The sequence below is a fragment of the Nonlabens arenilitoris genome (assembly GCF_002954765.1).
GTDB lineage: Bacteria > Bacteroidota > Bacteroidia > Flavobacteriales > Flavobacteriaceae > Nonlabens > Nonlabens arenilitoris.
This window is the reverse complement of the sequence record NZ_MTPW01000001.1, coordinates 1,247,116-1,269,597: the sequence shown is the minus strand read 5'-3', so window position 1 is coordinate 1,269,597 and position 22,482 is coordinate 1,247,116. Positions and strand designations below refer to the sequence as shown.

The window sequence follows — 22,482 nt, the reverse complement described above, 5'->3', positions numbered from 1 at the left end:
TAAAACCAGCGGCATATTAAACCATTATGAAAAAGAAAATAGCAGCAGATCTTACTAGTCTTGCACACCGCATTCTACAAATGAAGAATAAGGAAGATATTCACGAGCTACAATCTGTAGCCAAAGAATTATATGAGAAATTAACGATCCTTTCTTTTACAGAAAAACACTTTGGTGATGTGCAACCTACCGCAGGAACTGTTGAAGTGCAAGAAAAGATAGAAGAAGCATTTACCGCTGCACAAGAGGATGTTGAAAGTGTAACACAAGAAGTAGAGCAAGCCATGGAAATTGCAAAGTCAAATGCTGAGGACGCTTTCTCAAATCCAGACTTAAGTGATTTATTTGTCCCTGCAGATGAAGACATGAGAGAGGAAATAGAATTACCTGGTATATCCACTATTCATAAGATGGTAGATGAGTTTCCTGAAGAGGAGATTGAAATTGATTTTCCTAAGCCTACATATGAAAAAAATGATATGGAAGATCTAACTGCTGGTTATGAAAAAATGCCAGAGTTTGAGCGCAAAATTAACAATCAAGCCGGAAAAGGGCAATCCATTAATGACCGTTTAAAATCTGGATTAAAAATAGGAATGAACGATCGTATAGGTTTTATAAAGCATTTATTTAATGGTAGTGATCAAGATTATAATCGCGTGCTATCTCAATTAAATACAATGGAAAGCAAAATAGAAGCTCAAAACTTTATTACCTCAATGGTAAAACCTGATTATAATAATTGGGAAGGAAAAGATGCTTATGTTGAGCGTTTTATGCAAATCGTAGAGGCAAAGTATGATTAATTAATTGCTATGAAATACATTTACTGGATTGTCACAGGTTTATTATGTGCCTTAATGCTATGGTCTGCAAGTATGTATTTACTGCAGTATGATATGGTAACAGGTTTCTTCAAATCTTTAGGATTTCCCACCTGGGTTATTTATCCATTAGCCGTGTTTAAAATAGCAGGTGTAGCAATGATTTTATGGAGAGGCAATCGCTGGTTAACAGAATGGGCTTATGCAGGCTTCTTCTTTGATATGTTACTAGCCATGGGAGCTCATATAGCAGCAAAAGATGGCGGCTATACTCTTCCCATAATAGGCGTGCTTCTACTATTTATTTCTTACTTTACGGGTTATCTAGTTAGGAAATGGGTGAGATAATATCACGCTTTCGCGAAAGCGTAATATTAATGATTGATATAAATCCAACCTACTCTAGCTTCACTACCATCATTGAGATCTAATTGCCAAAAATAAGTGCCTACTGGTAATAGGTTACCGCTATTATGTAAAAGTCCACTATTAGGAATACCGTTCCAGTCGTTTTGATATCCTGTATTTTCATAAACGATACTTCCATAACGATTGAAGATTTTGAGTTTGCTGTCGGGATATAGTTCAATACATTCTATGACTAAAGTGTCATTAATACCATCATTATTAGGTGAGAATCCTTCTGGTATTTTAAGACAGTCCGGTCTAGTAATGGCAATCGCTGTATTATTATCTAAATTAATATCGGGTAATAAATTACTGCTATATACATTCACAACGTTAATAAAATCTCCTGGGATATTAAAGTCTACAGTTATTTGTAAAGTAGCAGTGCTACCTGCCACCATATCGCCTACTGACCATAAGCCAGTTGAATTATCAAAACTACCTGTTGAGGTAACATGTGATATATAATTATAACCACTAGGTAAAAACTCTTCTACAGTAACGTCCGTAGCGATTGCACTTCCTATATTTTCTACTAGAATTGTAAAGGTGACAATACTATTCACATCTGGATTATTATTATCTACCGTTTTAGTAACACTTAAATCTAGTACAGGTAATACCTCGAGAGTTGCAAATGCCGTAGAAACATCAATATTATTAAGAGCAGTGAAATTTAAAAAACTGTTTGTATAGAAACCGATTTCTTCACTTGTTACTTCAACCGCAAAACTTACTTGCTGTGTCCCTGCGGGAAAACTAAGATTTTGAATTCCTATTAATGATGTACCTATAGTATCTATAAAATTAGCTGTTGCATTATTTTGCTCTACCCAGTATGCATTGCCAGAGAGTGTAATCTCAGGCGATAAATTATCTATAAAGCTTATATTCTCTTGTGCAGGTAGACCTACAGAGTTGGTGAGTGTAAAAGTTAAAATGGATGTTTCTCCAGTAGTAATAACTGCTGGATCAAAACTTTTAGAAGTTTGAGATGTTAGAACAAAAAGGCTAGATGTTGATATGTTAGAATCTGGTGTATTCTCTCCTTGTTGTGTAAAATCAGGTTGCGCTTCGGCACGATTTTCAAAACTACCACCATAGGATGGTGATGTAACAGGTATGCGTACCTGTATTGTAGAACCAGACTCCATATATGGAATGATGCCTTCTATAAGATTTCCACTAACATTAAATGTAGGGATACAAGTTGCTGTACCTGTAATAAGTGTACACGTAGGTGTGCCGGTAATAATAAAATTGGGATGTAGTAAATCTGTAAAGTCTATATTATTAGCATCAGTACTGATGTTAGAATTAGTAATATCTATAATCCAATCTAATGGCGTGTTGATAGGTGCAGATGTTATAGAAGGATAGGTCTGTACCACTAGGTCTACACATGGAACCATAGGAGTTGCAACTCCAGCACTAGCAGTCGCAATAACAGAAAGACTAGAGTCTAATGCAGACATCTCTAGGTTATCTTGGACATTTGTAGATAGTACAGAGCAAATTGGAGTCCAGTCTATTGTTTTTTCATAGGTAACGCTACTATTTGCAGGCATGATATAACCATCTGTATCTAATATTTCCCAGAAGGTATCTCCTTGAGAGTTTGCAACACCTATATTTTCATTTAAACTTGATGGACATACGGCTCCACCAGTTGTATTAGTACATATAATAGATTGTAAAATACCGGTCCCTTGAGAAAATTGAGTGTCTTTAAATTTAATATGATGCGCAACAGTATCTACATTGCTCATTATTATTTCATAAGTAACATTACCATAAGGGTATGGACCAGCGCCAGGTGCTGGATTAGTCTGGGTTTCAACAATCTCAATAATTGGATTATTAGGGATATCTACACATGGAGTTATAGGTAGACCAAGAATGCTATCGCCGTCAAAATCATTTGATAAATCACAATCAATTAATGCATTGTCATTTTCAAAAACTATCCCGCGCATGCTACAAATAGGTGCAACACCGCCAGCAGTACATTCTGGTGGTATAAACCTAACTGTCGTTCTAACGGTTACACTTGAGTTAGCTGGAAAAGTAAAATTGTCTGTAAGCCATCTAAAATCTGGTGTTGTGACTATATTAATATCAGTACAATTAATGGAGCCTGTGGTGCTAATACAATTAGTACTTAAAATTTCAATACCAGTATTTAAGGTACTCGTATTGATGAGATAAGCGCCACCTATAATATCAAGTGGTCCATTATTAGTAAATGTAAAATCGAAGGTGACAATATCAGTCCAGGCACTAAGTGTTCCAGCTGTTGGACTAACTTTTGTTACTTGAGAAGTTAAATCAGTACAAGGACAAGCAGTATTTAATAAAGCATCTGTCTGAATAAGGTTGTTAGTACTAAAACCAGTATTATTTACATAAGATTGAATACTAACTCTATTACCTATTTTTAAAGGTTGATTAGGTGTTAAGCGACTACAATCACCTTCTTCTACTTTATAGGTGACCCTTAAAGTGAATGATGCACCAGCAGCAAATACAACCTCTTGATTATGATTGTAAAATTCAAATTGATTAGTAAGATTTACACTAGTTGTAGGATTAATACCAGATAACGTCGGGCAGTTCATTCCATTACTACCTACACAAGTTAGATTCTCTAAGGTCACTATAGCACTACCAGCACCGTTTATATTTTGTATGGCTATTAAGAAATTTTGTAGTGGATATTCAATACCAGAATTGTTGAGAATGGTCATCTCATAGGTGACAGAATCTCCCCAACTTGCTAAAGCACCATTACTAACCGGTATAATTTGAGTTTGAGTAATTTGAAAATCAATAGGTCTTTCTGTCATAATAATGCTTATCACAGAGGTGTTAGTTAATGGATTAGTGTCTGTTGTGCCAGATGGTGGATTGACCATAACCGTTGCCGTTGCACCGCCTAAAAATATAGGCGAGGCTCTTACAGTAACTAATATTTTAAGACTAGAAGAATTAGGCATATTAGGTAAAATTCCATCAATAGAATTTCCCGTAATATTAATTGATGCTGGTGATATAGCGCCACCCAGGTTATTTTGAGCAACAGCACTTTCTATATTATTTACTGAACTAAGCGACAGATTGAAATCAGCATTTGCCACAGGTGCACCTGTATTACTTATAGTGATTAAATAGGTATAACGTTCATAAAAATGAGCTTGCGATATTGAACTTCCTGTAAGGTCTTGAGCTTCAACAGTTATGGCAAGATCAGTAGTCTGACTATATAATGAGGTCCACGAAAAAACAAATATGACTATGGTTAGTAGATATTTCATAAAGATTGGTCTGGTTATAAATATAAGATGACTTTTCTTACCAATGGTTGCGTGGTGGATTAATAAATCATTATACTTAATTTTACTTCTATATAAATAAGGGTTTTGAGAGGTGTTTTAAAATACGCTTTCGCGAAAGCGTAATTCTCAAAATCATTAGTTACCCAAAGTATAAATAAACTCTATGAAACTTTATCTAGTACCTACACCTATAGGAAACCTAGCAGACATGACTTATCGTGCTGTTGAAATACTGAAAGAAGTAGATCTTATCCTTGCCGAGGATACTAGGACCAGTGGTAAATTATTACAGCATTATGAAATTAGAACACCTATGCTTTCTTACCATATGCATAACGAGCATAAAATTGTAGATCATGTTGTAAGCCGTATAAAAAATGGAGAAAAGATGGCATTAATAACTGATGCAGGCTCACCTGGCATTAGTGATCCTGGTTTTTTAATTACACGTAAAATGTTAGAAAATAATCTAAATGTTGAGGCATTACCAGGTGCAACAGCCTTTGTGCCTGCCTTAGTAGTGAGTGGTTTGCCATGTGATAAGTTTGTTTTTGAGGGGTTTTTACCAGTTAAAAAAGGACGACAGAAACGATTAGAATTTCTTAAAGAAGAGCGTCGCACTATAATTTTTTACGAGTCACCACACAAGCTTTTAAAAACTCTATCAGATTTTAAAGCACATTATGGTGGGGATTCTAAGGTATCTGTATCAAGAGAAATCACTAAAATGTTTGAAGAACATTATAGAGGTACAGTAGATGATGCTATATTACATTTTGAAGTTAAAAAGCCTAAAGGTGAATTTGTTGTGGCCTTAATGATTGATTAATGTTAAATCGACGCGTCTTTAATCGGTGTAATTTGTTATTTATCTAAAATTTCTTTAACATTTTATTTACATTTAATTAAAACTCTATTTTACGCGCTAATAAAGCACTCTCTAATTAATTTAAATAACCTTATATGAAATTGAAATTACTCTTATTATCCATGTTAATGTCTTTAACATGTATAATGACGCAAGCACAACCGCCCAATGACACCTTTGCTGGTGCCATACCGATAACAATTCCTGTTCAAGGAGCAACTTCTCCGCAGTTCACGTTGCCGTTTACAACAGATGGTACTACAGATAGTGGACAGGATAATACTGGTTGTTCAGCCTCTGGTAATGACCAATTCTTTACATGGACAGCAACAGAACTGACCTTAACATTTACTTCATTGTCTCCAGGAAATCCTGGTGTTGCAATTTATGATCTAGCAGGAAATCAAATTTCTTGTTCAGGCACTTTTGTAACTAACGCGTTACAGTCTGGATGGGCTATAGGCGATGACTTGATAATTCAGATATATGACTTTAATGGTTCTAATGCTGATGTTGCCTTTGATTTGTTCACAATTCCGTGTCCTTCACCTAGTGGTTTAAGCGAGACAGTTACAGCAACAACTGCTGATGTTTCATGGACTAATAATTCTACATCAACAGATACGGTATTAGAATATGGACCAGATCCATTAACCGCTGGTTCAGGTACAATCATAAATATTCCTGGTGGAGCAACGACGATTAATATACCAGGTTTATCTCCAGAAACAGATTATGAATATATTTTAACTCAAGACTGTTCTGCTGCTGGAAATGGAAGCTCAGTTGCTGCTACGGGTTCATTTACTACTACTGCATTATGTCCATTACCTACATCTTTTGCTGCTTCTAATATTACAGCTACAACATTAGATTTAAGTTGGGTAAATACTAGTTCTTCTACAGTTTCTTCCATAGAATATGGAGTTGATGGATTTACAATAGGATCAGGTACAATAGTTGCTGCTGGTGCTAACAGCGCAAGTATAACTGGATTGATGCCTAATACAGATTATGATTTTTATGTAACACAAGATTGTACAGCAGCTACAAATGGATTGTCTGTTGCTGCAGGTCCTTTAAGTGTTGAAACATTATGTGCTGCATTTGTTCCAGATTATTTAGAAACTTTTGACAGTTTTGTTCCTAATTGTTGGGAAGAAGCATCTGATGGAGACTTAACAACTGGACCTACATCTTTTGGTTCTGGAGATTGGGGATCTGAAGAATTTGCTCATGCATCAACTTCTGGTGGTGGTGCTGTAAATGTTAATCTTTTTAATGTAGGTACTTCTGACTGGGTTTTAAGTCCATTATTTGACTTATCGGCTGGTGGCTATGAAGTAAATCTTGATGTCGCACTTACTAGTTACAACAGCACTGCTGCTGACGTAATGGGATCTGATGATGAGGTTGTATTAGCTTATACCTTAGATGGTACTACATGGACAGCAATTCAAACTTGGACCGCTGCAAATCAACCTGCAACTGCTGGTGAAACATTTAATGCAGATATTTCTACCATTACAGGTAGTACCGTTCAATTTGGTATTTATGCTAGTGAAGGAACAGTTGATGATGCAGAGGATTATGATTTCCATATCGATAATTTTCAAGTGAGAACAATACCTAGCTGTTTAGACTCTAATAATTTACAATTAGTATCTGTAACCCAAACTACCGCAGATATTACATGGGATAGTAATAATGCTGGTACAGCTGGTAACTTTGAATACCTATTAGACACAGCAAATTCTTATCCTACTGGACCAGACGCAATGGTTGCACCTACAGGTACGTTAACTGGTGTATCTGGTGCTATGTTACCTATCGCACAGGCTGGACAAATTACAGGATTAATGCCTAGTACAGATTATGATGTATACATAAGAGAAGTTTGTACAGGAACTGATACTAGTCCATGGTCTGCAGCATTTGCTTTTACTACTGCTTGCGCACCAATAACTGATTTTAATGAAGATTTTGATAGTGTGTCTACTCCTGATTTACCTTCTTGTTGGTCGTTCTTTGCGACTGACATAGCTACAGGAACAGATCCTTATGTAAGAACTTCAACTTCGGCAGACAACTCTGCACCTAACGGTGTCCAGTTATATAGTGGTAGTGCAAACGGTACTACAATTCCTGCAGACGTTTTATTAATTTCACCAGTGTTAAGTAATCTTAGTGCAGGTACGCACAGAGTAAGATTCTTTGCAGATATCACAGTGGCTACTTCTACTGTTGAAGTTGGTACAATGACTGATCCTAATGATCCTATGACATTTACTGCGTTAGGTACATTTTCACCTACAACCACGCATACTGAGTATATTCAGAATTTTGATACATATGCAGGTACTGATACCTATATCGCCTTTAAACATGTGTTTGCTTCTACTTTTGATAATTTGTATTTAGACAATATAGTTTGGGAAATGATCCCAGCATGTCAAGCACCTTTAGATATCACATTATTATCTGCTACAGATACTATGGCAACTATTGGCTGGACTAATAACAACGGATCTACCGTTTCTAGCATCACTTATGGTCCTGTTGGTTTTGATCCTACTATGACTGGAACAACAGTTGCTGGTGGAGCAGATACGGCAACCATAACTGGTTTAACAGGTGAGACTAACTATGATTTTTATGTAACGCAGGATTGTAGTGCTACAGGTGATGGTTTATCAACTCAATCAGGTCCTCTTAGTATACAAACTCCTTGTGCTGCGATAGCTGCACCTTATTTTGTAGACTTTGAAAACTTTACAGCTGCAACATCTGGTTTTGTAAATGATCAATGTTGGAATGAAATAAGCTCTGGTGCATATGATTGGGCTATAGATGCTGCAGGAGGAACAGGTTCTTCTAACACTGGTCCTACAGGAGCGTTTAGTGGTACTACATTTATGTTTGTTGAAGCAAGTAATGGGTCTAATGGAGATGTTGCTACTGTGCTTTCAAGAGCTGTAGATTTATCTGCTCTTACTGTACCATCAGTTAGTTTCTATTACCATATGTATGGAGCATTTATTACTGATTTAACAGTAGCAGTTTCTACAGATAATGGAGCAACTTTTACAACAGAATTGACAATTACTGGTCAACAACAAACAGCATCTGCAGATCCATGGGAACAAGCTATTATTGATTTGTCTAGTTATGCTGGACAAACAGTGATAGTTGCTTTCACAACATCTAAGTCTACAATGACTGGTAATACTTATGAAGCAGATATCTCTATTGATGATGTAAGTTTTGATGAATTACCAACGTGTAACGATGTATCAAGTGTAACAGTTGATTCTGTTACTGCAGATTCTGTAACAGTAAGCTGGACAGAAAATAGTATTCCACCAGCGACTGCTTGGGAAGTTATAGCGGTACCAACTGGAGATCCTGCACCTTCAGTAGGAACTTCTAATGTTACAACTAATCCTTATACGATAACGATGCTTTCTCCAGAGACAGCTTATGACATTTATGTAAGATCTGACTGTAGTATGACATTTGTAGGACCTATTACAGCAACTACAGATTGTGCCGTAATTGTACCAGACGCCTTAGAAACCTTTGATACTTTTGTTCCTAACTGTTGGGAAGAAGCTAGTGATGGTGATTTAACTACAGGACCTACAGGATTTGGTTCAGGAGATTGGGGTTCTGAAGAATTTGCTCATAACGCTACAAGTGGTGGCGGTGCTGTAAATATCAACTTATATCGTAATGTAGCTTCGGATTGGGTTATATCACCTCTTTATGACTTATCTGCAGGAGGATATGAATTGAATTTAGATGTTGCGGTTACTGATTATAACAGTTCTGCGGCTGGAGTAATGGGATCTGATGATCAAGTAGTTCTTGCTTATACTACTGATGATATAACATGGATTGCATTACAGACTTGGGATGTTAATAATCAACCAGCAACGGCTGGAGAGACTTACAATAACGCTTTAACTGGTATAACTAGTGCAACTGTAAGGTTTGCAATTTATGCTACAGATGGAGCTGTTGATGATGCAGGAATCGACTATGATTTCCATATCGATAATTTCCAAGTAAGAACTCCACCTACTTGTCCAGATACTTCTAACCTTACTTTAGTAAATAATACAGATGTTGCCGCGACAATAAACTTTGATAGTGGTAACGCAACAAGTGCAGGTAATTATGAGTACTCGTTAACAACAGTGGCAGGTGCGGCACCAGCAGTTTCAGGAGCCTGGACAGACGTAGCAGGAGCGATGCCTAATGTTACTTATACTATAAATGGTCTTACAGCTCAAACAGAATACTTTGTTCATGTTAGAGAAGTTTGTGCAGCAGGTGATGAAAGTGCATGGAGTACAACACCTATTAATTTTACAACCGATTGTAGTGCGGTAACTATGTTCCCAGCAGTAACAGACTTTACTAATAATGTGCCTAATGCATGTTGGAATGAAGCTGGTGACGGTGAAATAGCAACTGGGCCTACTGGTATTGGAGCTTCTAACTGGAAAGATGGTCGTGCATATACTAATGGTGTTGGTACTGTAGTTCCTAGTAACGTAATGAACCTTTATACACTAGGAGATCGTGAGTGGTTGATTTCTGAAACTTATGATTTAACGAGTTTAACTACTAAGATTTTAACTGTTGAAGTTGCTGTTACCGATTATGCTTTCAGTGGAACTTCTACAGCTGCAGATACCGGTGTGATGGGATCTGATGATTCAGTAGATTTATTAATTACTGTTGATAATGGATTAACTTGGACTTCTATTCAAACTTGGAACGCTGCAAATCAGCCAGCAGTTACAGGTGATAGATTGTTTATAGATCTAGCGGCCTATTCTGGTATTGTTCAATTTGCATTTTTAGCTAGTGATGGTGCTGTTAATGATCCAGAGGATTATGATTTCCACGTAAGTACTTTTGTTGTAGATGCTACTGCCGGTAATGATGATGTTGCGCTAGAAAATGCGGTATCCTTATATCCTAATCCTGTATCGGGAGATACAATAACTATCAACCTAGGAAATGTACAAACTAGTCAAGTTTCTATTGCAATCTTCAATACGTTAGGTCAACAGGTAATGACTAGAGAATTTGATAATGTATCTAATAATACTATTGAAATGAACAACATGAGTTCACTTACTTCAGGAGTTTATCTAGTGCAGATATCTGATGGATCAGCAACCGTTGTGAAACGATTTATCAAAAGATAAGTAGTTATATTTATAAATAAAAAGGAGCTCAATTTGAGCTCCTTTTTTGTTTAATACGCTTTCGCGAAAGCGAGATTTTAAAATAATTATTACTTTTTAAATACTAGTTTTTCTGATCTACCTTTTTTAAAAATCTTATTACTATTATATTTCCCGGCACGTAATTTCTTTTGTTCTTCGATCGGTAGTTGAATGATTTCTTTGCATTCATCGCTACAGCAATTTTCCATTTTGTCTTTGCAAGAATCACATTGAATAAATAATAGGTGACAGGCTTCATTTGCACAGTTGGTATGCAAGTCAAATGGAGTACCACATTGATGGCAGTTTGCAATAACTTCATCACTGATTTTCTCAGCAAGCCTGTGGTCAAAAACAAAATTCTTTCCTTTAAACTTGTTGTCTAGACCTTGTTCTGTCACTTGTCTATGGTATTCTATAATACCACCTTCTAGTTGATATACATCCTTAAAACCTTTGTGTTTATAATATGCACTAGCTTTTTCACATCGGATACCACCGGTACAATACATCACTAATTTCTTATCTTCTTTATGATCTTTTAATTTTTCTTCTATATAATCTAGACTATCTCTAAAGGTATCAACATCTGGTGTCCATGCATTTTTAAAATGTCCTATTTCAGATTCATAATGATTACGCATATCTACCAGAACAGTATTGGGGTCTTCAATCAGTTCGTTAAACTTAGTTGCGTCTACATGAATCCCTTTATTAGTTACATCAAAGGTTTGGTCATTAAGTCCGTCTGCAACTATTTTATTTCTAACCTTAACTTTAAGTTTTAAGAAGCTTTCATTATCTTGTTCTCTAGCGATGTTGAGACGTACTCCTTCTAAAAAAGATATGTTATCTAAAAATAGTTTAAACTCGTCAAAACGATCGCCAGGTACGGAGAGTTGAGCATTAATACCTTCGTGAGCGACATAAATTCTTCCCAGAACATCCATAGGATGCCAGTGTAAAAATAAGTGGTCTCTAAAAAGTTGTGGATTACCGATCTGGTGGTACTGATAGAAAGATATCGTTAACCGCTCTTTTCCAGCGGCACGTATAAGTTCTCTTCTTTCTTCAGCACTTAATTTGTTATACAGTTGCATGCTATAAACATTTTTATGTGTTGAGCGACAAAGGTAATATTTTAAATAAAAATGAAATATTATGCACATTATTCATGCTGATCTTTTAAAAATCAAGTAGATAAGCGATGAATTGAGCGCTTTAACAAAAAATTAAGTCTTGTAGGTGCGGAGCTACAAAAATGGTATAACTTAATAGCTTGATTAATTCTAAAAGAATCAAAATGAAAATAAAATTACTAATACTTCTTTTAATTTTTGCGACTGGTTTCTCTAGTGGTCAAATTCAAATTGGTACCGGCACTAGTGAATCTCAAGCAGTACCATTTGAACCATATTATGGTTTTTCTTATTCACAAAGTGTTTATTTACAAAGTGAAATTAATGCTTCTGGGAATATTACCTCAATTCAATGGTTTTATAGCGGGACGACTGAGTTACCTAATAGTCAAGAATTGGTTATATATATGGCTGAAGATGTAAAAGCTTCTTATGCCTCTACTACAGACTGGCTTCCTAGTACAGCACTTACTCAAGTGTATTCAGGAGGAATTACTGTAACTGCTCCAGGTACTGATGAGTGGATAACAATAACTTTAGATACTCCTTTTAACTATTCAAACACCAATAACTTGATTGTTGCAGTTGATGAAAATAGAGCAAGCTATGATAGTATTAGTGATGATTTCCATACCTCTAGTGTAACCACTAATCGTTCTATTTATTATAGAAGCGATTCGACAAATCCTGATCCAGCATCTCCACCTACGGGAACAATGTTATCTTATATACCTAATATAATTTTAGGAGGAATTCAACAAGCCTGTCCTGATGTTTTTTCATTAACAGCGACTGGGATTACAGCAACAAGTGCAAACTTAGGTTGGACAGTTACTGGAAGTGAGGTTTTATGGGATATCGAATTTGGAGCAGACGGCTTTACACAAGGAACAGGAACAATTGTTGCAGCAAATTCTAATCCTTATACATTAAATACACTTACTGAATCTACTGATTATGATTATTATGTAAGAGCAAATTGTGGTGGTGATGTAAGTGCATGGGCTGGTCCTTTTAGTTTTTCAACGCCTGCTTCTTGTTTAGTACCTACATCATTGGATGCTGCCAATATTACATCTTCATCTGCTGACCTTTCTTGGACGAGTGGTGGTAGTGGAGAATCCTCTTGGGAAGTAGAATACGGTATAGATGGCTTTACCCAAGGCGCAGGAACTATTATCACTCCGGCAACTAACCCAGTAAATACAACAGGATTAATGTCTAATACTGATTATGATTACTATGTAAGAGCAAATTGTGGAGCTGGTGATTTTAGTGAATGGGCAGGCCCATTTAGTTTTACAACTCTTTGTGCTCCTGAAACCCCAGATTATTTAGAAGATTTTTCTTCTTACATTCCAAGTTGTTGGATAGAAGCTGTTGACGGTGATCCTGTAAATGGTCCTAGTTCTTTAGGCTCTAGTAATTGGGCTGAAGAAGAGTTTGCACATCTAGGATCAGGTCTTGGTGGAGTGAACGTAAATATTTATCTAACAGGAGATGTTGAATGGCTTCTTTCACCACAGTTTGATTTAAGCGCAGGAGGATACGAAATTAATCTTGATGTTGCATTTACTAACTATGATGCCACTACACAAGGTGTTTTTGATTCTGATGATGATGTGAGACTTCTTTATACATTAGATGGAGTTACTTGGAATACTATTGTACAATGGAATGCAGCAAATGGAAACACACCGGCGGCGGCTGGTGAAACTTTTAATGCTGACCTATCTGCGATCACAGGCTCCAATGTGCAGTTTGCAATTTATTCTGATGAAGGAGCTTCTGCTACCGGAGATAAGGATTTTCATATTGATAATTTTCAAGTACGAACAATACCTTCTTGTCAAGAACCTACCAATTTAGCAGTAACAAATATTACGGCAACATCTGCAGATCTTTCTTGGATTAGCGGTGGTAGTGGTGAAGCATCATGGGAAGTTGAATACGGAGTTGATGGCTTTACTCAAGGAGCTGGTAATATTATTACTCCAGCTACAAATCCTTATAATCTAAATGCATTGACAGCAAATACAGCTTATGACTATTATGTAAGAGCAAATTGTGGTGGAGGAGATTTTAGTGAATGGGTTGGTCCTTATAGTTTCACCACTCCTTGTGTTGCTTTTAATATTCCCTTTACTGAAAATTTTGATAGTTCAACTACGGGAAGTTCTTCTAATTCAAATGCTCCTAACTGCTGGAGTTTTATCGACTCAGGATCTGGTTACGCTTATGTTTATGATAATTCTGTTACAAATGTTCAATCTGGAGCTAAATCTTATCGTTTCTACAATGGATTTGATTCTTCTGGAGACTATATGCTTATTTCTCCTGAAATAGCTGAGTTAACGACTGACGGCGTACAAGTACAGTTCAGTGCTAAAGGAGCTAATGGACAAGAACTAGAACTAGGTACAATTACAGATCCAAATGATGCTTCAACCTTTACAGTTTTAGCAACGACTACTTTGACGTCTTCATCCTTTGAAGACATAGAAATAAATATCCCAACTAGTACTGATTCTTATTTTGCAGTTAGACATGGTCAGACTAGTACTTTTGATTCTTATTATTTAGATGATTTTAGTTTTGTTGAGTTACCTAATTGTGTAAAACCGACATCATTAAACGTAACTGGAATTACAGCAACTTCAGCAGATTTAACTTGGATCTCTGGAGGTAGTGGAGAGTCCTCTTGGGAAATTGAATTCGGGATTGATGGATTTACTCAGGGAACCACAGATGGAACTATAGTTTCGGCTACTTCAAATCCTTATAGCCTTTCAAGCCTTTTAGAATCTGCAGACTATGATTACTACGTAAGAGCAAATTGTAGTGGTGGAGAATTTAGTGAATGGGTAGGACCTTTTAGCTTTACAACACCAGCATCTTGTCTAGTTCCTTCGATGTTAAGCTCTTCAAATATTACTTCATCTTCTGCCGACTTAAGTTGGACATCTGGAGGTAGTGGTGAGGCGTCTTGGGAAATAGAATATGGTGTAGATGGCTTTACTCAAGGATCAGGAACTGTAATTACTCCAGCTACTAATCCTTACTCTTTAAATAGCTTAACCGCGGTCACAGCCTACGATTATTACGTACGAGCAAATTGTGGTGGTGGTGATTTTAGTGAATGGGCAGGTCCTTATAGTTTTGAAACTTCTTGTGAATCAAAGGTTCCAGGTTATGTAGAGAACTTTAATTCATACGTCCCTGATTGTTGGGAGGAAGCAACTGGTGAACTAGATGCTTCACTTAATATTGGTTCTTCAAGTTGGGCCTCTGATGGTTTTGCAAATAACGGAACTACTGGAGCTGCAAGGTATAATATGTACACTACGACCACTGGTCAATGGTTGATTAGTCCTACGGTTGATTTAGGTATTGGTAATAGTAATCAATTAAAATTTGATATTTCTGCAACAGATTTTGCAAGTTCTACGGTTGCTGCTTCTTTTGGGATAGATGATATTGTAAATGTTGTTATATCAACTGATAACGGAGCTACATGGAGTACTACAAATGTATTGCAAACATGGACACAAGGTACAACTCCTAGTGTAGCAGGTGATGCCATTTCAATAGATTTATCTGCTTATTCAGGACTGGTTAAAGTTGGTTTTATTGCAAAAGCTAGTTCTTCAAGTGCATCAGATTGGGATTTATTTATTGATAATTTTGAAGTTAATACTGGATCACAAGACTACATTTGGAATGGAGCATCTTGGAACAATACTCCAGAAGGAAATATTACAGAAAACGATAACATGATTGTTCAAGCGGGAACAATGCCGTCTTTAACAAGTGCAATAAGTGTCGGTAATCTGACTCTAGAAGCAGGAGCTTCTCTTGAAGTAGATAATGGAGATATTACAGTTACTGGCAACCTAGAAAACAACGGTTCTATTACAGGAGTTAACCAAGTAATTTTAAGTGGTGCTGCAGCAAGTGTTACAGGAGCAGGAAGTATGACTAATCTAACTGTAGATGCAACAGGAGATGTAACCATGAACGGTATGCAATCTATTTCTGAACAGTTAGACGTTGTTTCTGGAGGACAACTAGATGCAAATGGAAATATTACTTTAGTATCAAATGCAATGGGTACGGCTAGAGTTGATGTGGTAGATGCTGGAGCTATTACAGGTAATGTAAATGTAGAACGATATATTCCTGCTGGTAATAGAGCCTTTAGATTTATAGGATCTACAGTTTCAGGACCTAGTGTTTATGATAGCTGGCAAGAGGCAGGTGTTAATGCAACAGGTTTTGGGGTACAGATAACTGGTACAGCAGGAACAGCAGGGACTGTTAACGCAACAACTGGACATGATGAAACTACTACCGGAAATGCCAGTATGTTTAAATGGGATGCATCAAATCAATCATGGACTACCGTTACAAATACAAAAACTGAAATATTAAATGCAGGTGATTATTACCGCTTATTTGTAAGAGGTGATAGAATGACTGATCTTGCTGCAGCAACTGCTCCAGCACATACAGAAACTACATTAAGAGCTTCAGGTTCATTAAAGACAGGTTCTATGACTGTGACACCAGGTATTGCATCAGGTGAATTCTTTGCTTTTGCAAATCCGTATCAATCTAAATTGTCTACAGAAAATATTGTAGCTTCTGGAGTAGGTGCAGATATGTATTATTGGGATCCAGCACTAGGAGAATTCGGCGGTTACTCTGCGATTCCATATGCTAGTGCTTCTGGTACTACTGGATCTGCAGGAGTAGCGACTAATGTTTTAGACGCTGGACAAGCGGTGTTTTTTGTTGACAATAGTGGTTCTGCCTCTGTTACGATTGCAGAGTCCAACAAAGTAGACGGTACTACAAATGGTGGCGTGTTTAATGTTGCGCCACTACAACAAGCGTTAAGGCTTAAAATTTATCAAACAAGCCGTTTTAATAATGGTCAAACTGAAAGTGATGGTCTTTATTTAGATTTTAACGCTGCTCATAATATTAATGTTGATGCTAATGACGCCGTAAAACTTAATGGTCTTAATGTTAATATGGCAATTACAAAACCTTCAGGGGAATTACTTACTGTAGAAAGAAGAACACTTCCTACTACAAATGAGTCTTTGGGATTAAATATCACTAACTATCTAACTAATGCATATACTATTAATGCTACGGTTGATGTATTACCAGGCCTTACAGCATATCTTAAAGATAATTTTACGGGTACCATGACAGAGTTAGTTCAGGGAACGTCTACCGCTGTAGATTTTACTTTAGATATGAATAATGCTCAAAGCCTGGATGCACTGCGTTTTGAATTAGTTTTCCAAGTAGTAACTTTAAGTAATGAAGATTTGAGTTTTGGGTCTAATTTATCCATATATCCTAATCCCGTTAAAGGTGACGTTCTCACCATTAATATGAGTGATATAAACATTGAAAAAGCGCAAATTGAAATATATAATACACTAGGACAACAAATAATGTCTCATACTTATGATAACATATCAAATGGAGTTATTGAGATAGGTAATTTATCTAAATTAAATAATGGAGTGTATATTATGAATATCTCTAGTGAAGACGCGAAGACTACTCGCCGTTTCATCAAAGAGTAAATTTCACATAAGAATATTATAAAAAAGGAGCTCAATTTGAGTTCCTTTTTTTGTTTTATTCGCTTTCGCGAAAGCAGAATTTTCATAAAGTTAATAACCCAAATCAACTTTCATTGTTCTAATAAATAATGGGTTGTATTTTTACAGCAAATAGAATTAAAATGGCAGATAAGAAAGAAGATAAAGAGAAGGAAGCAAAATTAAAAGCGCTAAAACTAACACTAGATAAATTAGATAAAGCATACGGTAAAGGTGCCGTTATGAAAATGGGTGATAAGCAAGTTGTTGAGGTAGAAAGTATACCTACTGGATCACTTGCATTGAATTCGGCCCTAGGAGTAGGTGGTTATCCTAGAGGTAGAGTAGTAGAAATTTATGGACCAGAATCCTCTGGTAAAACAACACTTACTTTACATGCCATTGCTGAGGCACAAAAAGCTGGTGGAATAGCAGCTTTCATAGACGCTGAACACGCATTTGATCGTTTCTATGCAGAGAAGTTAGGAGTTGATATTGATAATTTGATTATCTCGCAACCAGATCATGGTGAGCAAGCATTAGAAATTGCTGAAAATCTAATAAGATCTGGTGCTATAGACATTATAGTAATTGACTCTGTTGCAGCTCTTACTCCTAAAAGTGAGATTGAAGGTGAAATGGGTGATAGTAAAATGGGACTTCATGCACGTCTTATGTCTCAAGCTCTACGTAAAATGACCGGTACTATTTCTAAAACGAATTGTACGGTTATATTTATTAACCAATTAAGAGAGAAAATTGGTGTAATGTTCGGTAATCCAGAGACTACTACCGGTGGTAATGCATTGAAATTTTATGCTTCGGTGCGATTAGACATTAGAAGATCTACACAAATTAAAGACACTTCAGGTAGTGTATTAGGTAATAAAACCCGTGTAAAGGTGGTAAAGAATAAAGTAGCACCACCATTCCGTACTGCAGAGTTTGATATCATGTATGGAGAAGGTGTTTCTATATTAGGTGAAATCATTGACCTAGGTGTAGAATATGAGATCATCAATAAAGCAGGATCGTGGTTCTCTTATGAAGATACTAAACTAGGTCAAGGAAGAGATGCTGTAAAAAACATACTTAAAGATAATCCAGATCTAGCAGATGAGCTGCAAGCAAAAATAATGGAGGCTATAAGGCTGGTTAACAGTTAAAAACTCACATCAATTATAATCTATCGCTTACTTTTAACCTATCAAGGGTATAGTAAGCGATTTTTTTATGTGATGAACGCAACCTTTCTATAAAGAATGCATCTATGCAGTAGAACAAAGAAGATGAATATGAAATATTTTTTTATAATACTTACCATTTTGGGATTACTTTCCTTAAGTAGCTGTGAGATATCAGATGATGGTCTTAAGGTCTCATATAGTATTGTGGCAGTTGATAGTGTGCAAATGCCTTCAACATTTGATTTTGGTGAGACTTATGATATACCTGTTTTTTATACAAAACCTAGTGACTGTCATGTATTTGATGGATTTAGTGTAACTGCAGATCTTAACGTGCGCAATATCTCAACAGTACTGGCTCAACTAGATTCTGGTAATTGTGCAACTGGTAATGCAACAATTGTTGAAGAACAAACTTTAAGATTTACAGCAGCTAGTAATGGTAGTTATGTTTTTAGGTTTTTTAATGGTTTAGGACCTAATAATGAAGAAACCTATTTAGAATATACAGTATTTGTATTAGAATAATTTAATAGTATCATGTGGTTCTAAAAGAACTTATAAATGAGTGTAGGAAGAACAATCGCAAAGCACAAAGAGAAATCTATGATAGATTTTCTGGAAATCTTTTTGCGAGCTGTTTGAAATATGCACCTAGTTATGAAGAAGCACAAGATATATTACAAGATTCTTTCATAACTATTTTCAATAAGATGGATCAATTTAAAGACGACGGATCTTTTGAAGGCTGGTGTAGAAGAATCGCTGTAAATACCGCATTACAACGATACCGTAAAAAAAAGGTATTTAATCTGGTGAATGAAGACCAGATTAAAGATGTTCAGGATGATATTGAAGAAATAGAAGATATAGACCTTAATAGTCTATTGAATATGGTACAACAATTACCAGATAGATATAGAATGGTTTTTTCAATGTACGTGCTTGATGGTTATTCTCATAAAGAAATAGCCAGCATGATGGAAATAACAGAAGGAACATCAAAGTCTAACCTCGCAAGAGCTAGGCAGCATTTAAAAGAAATGATTAATACGTGGCGTTTTAATAATAATTGCAACGCTAGCTGAATAGAATGAGTGATAAAAAGAACATAGATCGTTTATTTCAAGAACGCTTCAAAGATTTTGAAGCAGCGCCGCCTATGGCTGCTTGGGATAATATTGAGAAACAACTCGATGGTAAAAAACCAGTCGCGGTATTTCCTCTATGGATTAAATGGATAGGGATTGCTGCCGGAATAGCTCTATTAACTACACTAGCATATACTGGTTATTCCAGCTTAAAAAACAATACAGAGGTAGACCAGCAAATTGTTACAGAAATTAATGACGTAAATAGCAACTCTTCAGATGAAGAGACGCTAGATGGTGCGGTTAACAAGGACAATTTATTTCATAAAAACAATGCTGATGATAATCTTGTTTTAGATAATCCAAGTTCAAACACAGTATCAAATACTGATTTAGTAACTAGTGATGATAAATTACTTGATGAAGCTGATAAAACTAATGTTGCCCATTCGGGCACAACTGCTTTAAATAGTGATAAAGCAATCATAGGTAAAGATGCATCTCAAAAAGCTACTATTAATAATAGCAGTTCAGTTAATCAAAAGACATCATACACAACCACATCTGGTAATCAACCATCCAGTGATAACATAAACCGTGTTAAGAATAAAGCAATTAAAAATGCTGATGAAACTAGATTTGCAATCAATCAATCTACTAAACGACCTTATATAGCAATCAATGCTACTAATTCAAACACACCTAGTCAGAATCCCGCGAGTAACACTGCACAATCTGAGAATAAAGATGGTCAGGTTAAGATAGCGTTGCCATCAAATACAGACATTGCAGCGACTACCATACCTCAAGACTCTACCTTAACAAGTAAATCTTTAGAAGATGCTGTCGCCCAGCAAGAAGAAGATGAAAATGAGGAAGATGCAGACGCAATTCCATTTAAGAAGTGGAATGCTTCTAGTGTTATTGCACCTATTTACTCTAGTACGATGGGTGGATCATCCATTGATCAAGAATTTGCAGATAATAATAAAGCAGCAGGATTAAACCTTAGTTATGGTGTGAGTGTAGGCTACAATCTATCACCACGTTTATCTGTGCGCACAGGTGTGCATAAAGTTAATTTAAGCTATACGACTAACGATATTGTCTATGGTGTTACCGTACAACCAGGTGATGTGCAATTACTATCTGTAAACTCTTATGATAGAAATGCAGTGTCTAATCCAGGTGCTGTCTCAACAGCAGATTTAGGTAGTTCTTTTTCTCAAGAATTTTTATCAGACAATACCTTTACAGGTTTTCAAGGAGAAATATCTCAACGATTAGGCTATCTAGAAGTACCACTAGAATTAAAGTATAAGTTGTTAGACCGCAAGTTGAGCGTTAACGTCATGGGTGGATTAAGTGCTTTATTCCTTACAGATAATAGTATCGCCGTTACTAATAATACTTCAAAATTAGAATTAGGTGAAGATGATAATTTTAACTCCTTTAATCACAGTGCAAACTTTGGGTTAGGGATAGATTACCTATTTACAGATCAACTAGGTATCACTGTTGAGCCTATGTTTAAATATCAGCTCAATGCATTAAAAGAAAACACAGCAGATTTTAAACCATTTAATGTAGGTATCTATAGTGGTATCACTTACAGATTTTAAACCATAGACCGGTCATTGCAGGTCGCAAATAGTTAAGTTGAAAAAGAAGAATATTGAGGTTGGTTAAGTTAAACTCAATTATTTTGCAATGATGATGAGAACCGTTCCAGTGCCATGGAGCGGTTTTCTATTTAAGATCATTTTCTAGAGATGATAAGATAATCGTTCTCACGCTTTCGCGAAAGCGTATTTTATCTTCCTTTAAGTTCATACCAGCAGTATCAATAGCTTTATGAGTAAGAGCACGCATTTTTCCCGGTCCGCCATAGAAGAAATGGAAAGGAAAGCGCTGCTTATTATCAAATAAAGTAACTGGTAATACAGGAATCTCATGCTCGATAGCAAGTCTGAAAGCGCCATCTTTAAATGAGTCTAATGTAATACTCATATCATCAGGTACGCCACCTTCTGGAAAAATACAAATACCGACACCAGTAGAAAGTCTAGCGCGTGCTCTATCAAAAACAGCTTTACGACTTCTGGGATTATTGCGATCTACTAGGATACAGGTGCGCTTATAAAAGAAACCGAAAATAGGAATCTTGGCCAGTTCAGCTTTACCTACAAAAACAAACGGGTTTTTAGAAACCAGTAACATGATCATAATATCTGTCATGCTGGTGTGATTTGCTACCAGCATATAACTTTGCCCTTTTTGCATAGGCTCTTCACGTTTAATATTGGGCCAGAAACCCATACCGTAAATAATTATAGCTGCCCAAAATCGAGCGATAGCAAAAAAGATATGATAAGTTTTTTCTGAAATAGTAAACACAACCAGTATAGGGAATAGTATAATGATAGGAACTCCCATCAGTATATAGAACCATATACGGTATAAAGGCATCAATATGTAGCGCAACCATTTCAAGCCACCAAAAATAGAAGAAATTATGAGGTAACAATCGATTCCTAGCGTTTAATCTAGAGTGTTATAAAGAGCTTATCGAATTAGATATAATACCTCTTAACAAGTTCCATTTATGGCGTCTAAAACATAAACAGTCTATTAGGCTTATCCAGATGTGGTCTTGAACTTTAAATCATTCCTATTATTAATACTTGAAAAAGCTCTATTTAAACAATAGATTGTACTTAATACTTTGTGCATAATAGTGATAGTAATTTACCTTTGCATTTC

The 22,482-nt window shown here is 36.1% G+C and carries 12 protein-coding genes; 9 read left to right on the top strand and 3 right to left on the bottom strand.

Features of this window, described 5'->3' with window-relative positions; translation table 11 throughout:
- Positions 1 to 26 precede the first annotated feature (26 nt).
- Both BST92_RS05605 and BST92_RS05600 read left to right on the top strand, forming a co-directional pair.
- Positions 27 to 806 carry a hypothetical protein gene (locus BST92_RS05605; protein ID WP_105070557.1) on the top strand — a complete coding sequence of 260 codons (780 nt, stop codon included), beginning with the start codon at positions 27 to 29 and terminating at the stop codon, positions 804 to 806.
- 9 nt (positions 807 to 815) lie between these two features.
- Positions 816 to 1,172 carry a DoxX family protein gene (locus BST92_RS05600; RefSeq protein WP_105070556.1) on the top strand — a complete coding sequence of 119 codons (357 nt, stop codon included), beginning with the start codon at positions 816 to 818 and terminating at the stop codon, positions 1,170 to 1,172.
- Positions 1,173 to 1,198: 26 nt separating this feature from the next.
- Here the strand turns inward: BST92_RS05600 and BST92_RS05595 are convergent, their stop codons facing one another.
- Positions 1,199 to 4,546 carry a T9SS type B sorting domain-containing protein gene (locus BST92_RS05595; protein WP_105070555.1) on the bottom strand — a complete coding sequence of 1,116 codons (3,348 nt, stop codon included), beginning with the start codon at positions 4,544 to 4,546 and terminating at the stop codon, positions 1,199 to 1,201.
- A gap of 184 nt (positions 4,547 to 4,730) precedes the next feature.
- Here BST92_RS05595 and rsmI point away from each other — a divergent pair, with 184 nt between their 5' ends.
- Entirely contained in the window at positions 4,731 to 5,396 is a 666-nt protein-coding gene (gene rsmI, locus BST92_RS05590) for a 16S rRNA (cytidine(1402)-2'-O)-methyltransferase (protein WP_105070554.1), read from the top strand.
- Positions 5,397 to 5,581: 185 nt separating this feature from the next.
- Positions 5,582 to 10,657, top strand: coding sequence for a fibronectin type III domain-containing protein (locus BST92_RS05585; RefSeq protein ID WP_170061714.1), 5,076 nt, complete (start codon positions 5,582 to 5,584; stop codon positions 10,655 to 10,657).
- A gap of 89 nt (positions 10,658 to 10,746) precedes the next feature.
- Here the strand turns inward: BST92_RS05585 and trhO are convergent, their stop codons facing one another.
- Entirely contained in the window at positions 10,747 to 11,778 is a 1,032-nt protein-coding gene (trhO, locus tag BST92_RS05580; RefSeq protein WP_105070552.1) for an oxygen-dependent tRNA uridine(34) hydroxylase TrhO, read from the bottom strand.
- 203 nt (positions 11,779 to 11,981) lie between these two features.
- Between trhO and BST92_RS05575 the strand changes: the two genes are divergently transcribed.
- The 5 genes from BST92_RS05575 (at position 11,982) to BST92_RS05555 (ending at position 21,341) form a co-directional block, all read left to right on the top strand.
- Entirely contained in the window at positions 11,982 to 17,423 is a 5,442-nt protein-coding gene (locus tag BST92_RS05575; protein ID WP_105070551.1) for a fibronectin type III domain-containing protein, read from the top strand.
- A gap of 161 nt (positions 17,424 to 17,584) precedes the next feature.
- Complete coding sequence (gene recA / locus BST92_RS05570; protein WP_105072208.1) at positions 17,585 to 18,607, top strand: recombinase RecA; 1,023 nt, start codon at positions 17,585 to 17,587, stop codon at positions 18,605 to 18,607.
- Between the two features lie 129 nt (positions 18,608 to 18,736).
- Positions 18,737 to 19,156 carry a hypothetical protein gene (locus BST92_RS05565; RefSeq protein WP_146105102.1) on the top strand — a complete coding sequence of 140 codons (420 nt, stop codon included), beginning with the start codon at positions 18,737 to 18,739 and terminating at the stop codon, positions 19,154 to 19,156.
- Between the two features lie 14 nt (positions 19,157 to 19,170).
- Complete coding sequence (locus BST92_RS05560) at positions 19,171 to 19,716, top strand: RNA polymerase sigma factor (RefSeq protein ID WP_105070549.1); 546 nt, start codon at positions 19,171 to 19,173, stop codon at positions 19,714 to 19,716.
- Between the two features lie 5 nt (positions 19,717 to 19,721).
- On the top strand, positions 19,722 to 21,341 hold the full coding sequence (locus tag BST92_RS05555; protein WP_105070548.1) for an outer membrane beta-barrel protein: 1,620 nt from the start codon (positions 19,722 to 19,724) through the stop codon (positions 21,339 to 21,341).
- Between the two features lie 127 nt (positions 21,342 to 21,468).
- On the opposite strand, the gene BST92_RS05550 is transcribed toward BST92_RS05555, so the two are convergent.
- A complete protein-coding gene (locus BST92_RS05550; RefSeq protein ID WP_105070547.1) occupies positions 21,469 to 22,212 on the bottom strand; it encodes a lysophospholipid acyltransferase family protein in 744 nt (247 codons plus the stop codon).
- Positions 22,213 to 22,482 lie beyond the last annotated feature (270 nt).

Bases quoted from the DNA above. Each gene is read 5' to 3' on its own strand.
- BST92_RS05605 (WP_105070557.1), top strand. From the start codon at position 27: ATGAAAAAGAAAATAGCAGCAGATCTTACTAGTCTTGCACACCGCATT.
- BST92_RS05600 (WP_105070556.1), top strand. From the start codon at position 816: ATGAAATACATTTACTGGATTGTCACAGGTTTATTATGTGCCTTAATG.
- BST92_RS05595 (WP_105070555.1), bottom strand. From the start codon at position 4,546: ATGAAATATCTACTAACCATAGTCATATTTGTTTTTTCGTGGACCTCA.
- rsmI (WP_105070554.1), top strand. From the start codon at position 4,731: ATGAAACTTTATCTAGTACCTACACCTATAGGAAACCTAGCAGACATG.
- BST92_RS05585 (WP_170061714.1), top strand. From the start codon at position 5,582: ATGACGCAAGCACAACCGCCCAATGACACCTTTGCTGGTGCCATACCG.
- trhO (WP_105070552.1), bottom strand. From the start codon at position 11,778: ATGCAACTGTATAACAAATTAAGTGCTGAAGAAAGAAGAGAACTTATA.
- BST92_RS05575 (WP_105070551.1), top strand. From the start codon at position 11,982: ATGAAAATAAAATTACTAATACTTCTTTTAATTTTTGCGACTGGTTTC.
- recA (WP_105072208.1), top strand. From the start codon at position 17,585: ATGGCAGATAAGAAAGAAGATAAAGAGAAGGAAGCAAAATTAAAAGCG.
- BST92_RS05565 (WP_146105102.1), top strand. From the start codon at position 18,737: ATGAAATATTTTTTTATAATACTTACCATTTTGGGATTACTTTCCTTA.
- BST92_RS05555 (WP_105070548.1), top strand. From the start codon at position 19,722: ATGAGTGATAAAAAGAACATAGATCGTTTATTTCAAGAACGCTTCAAA.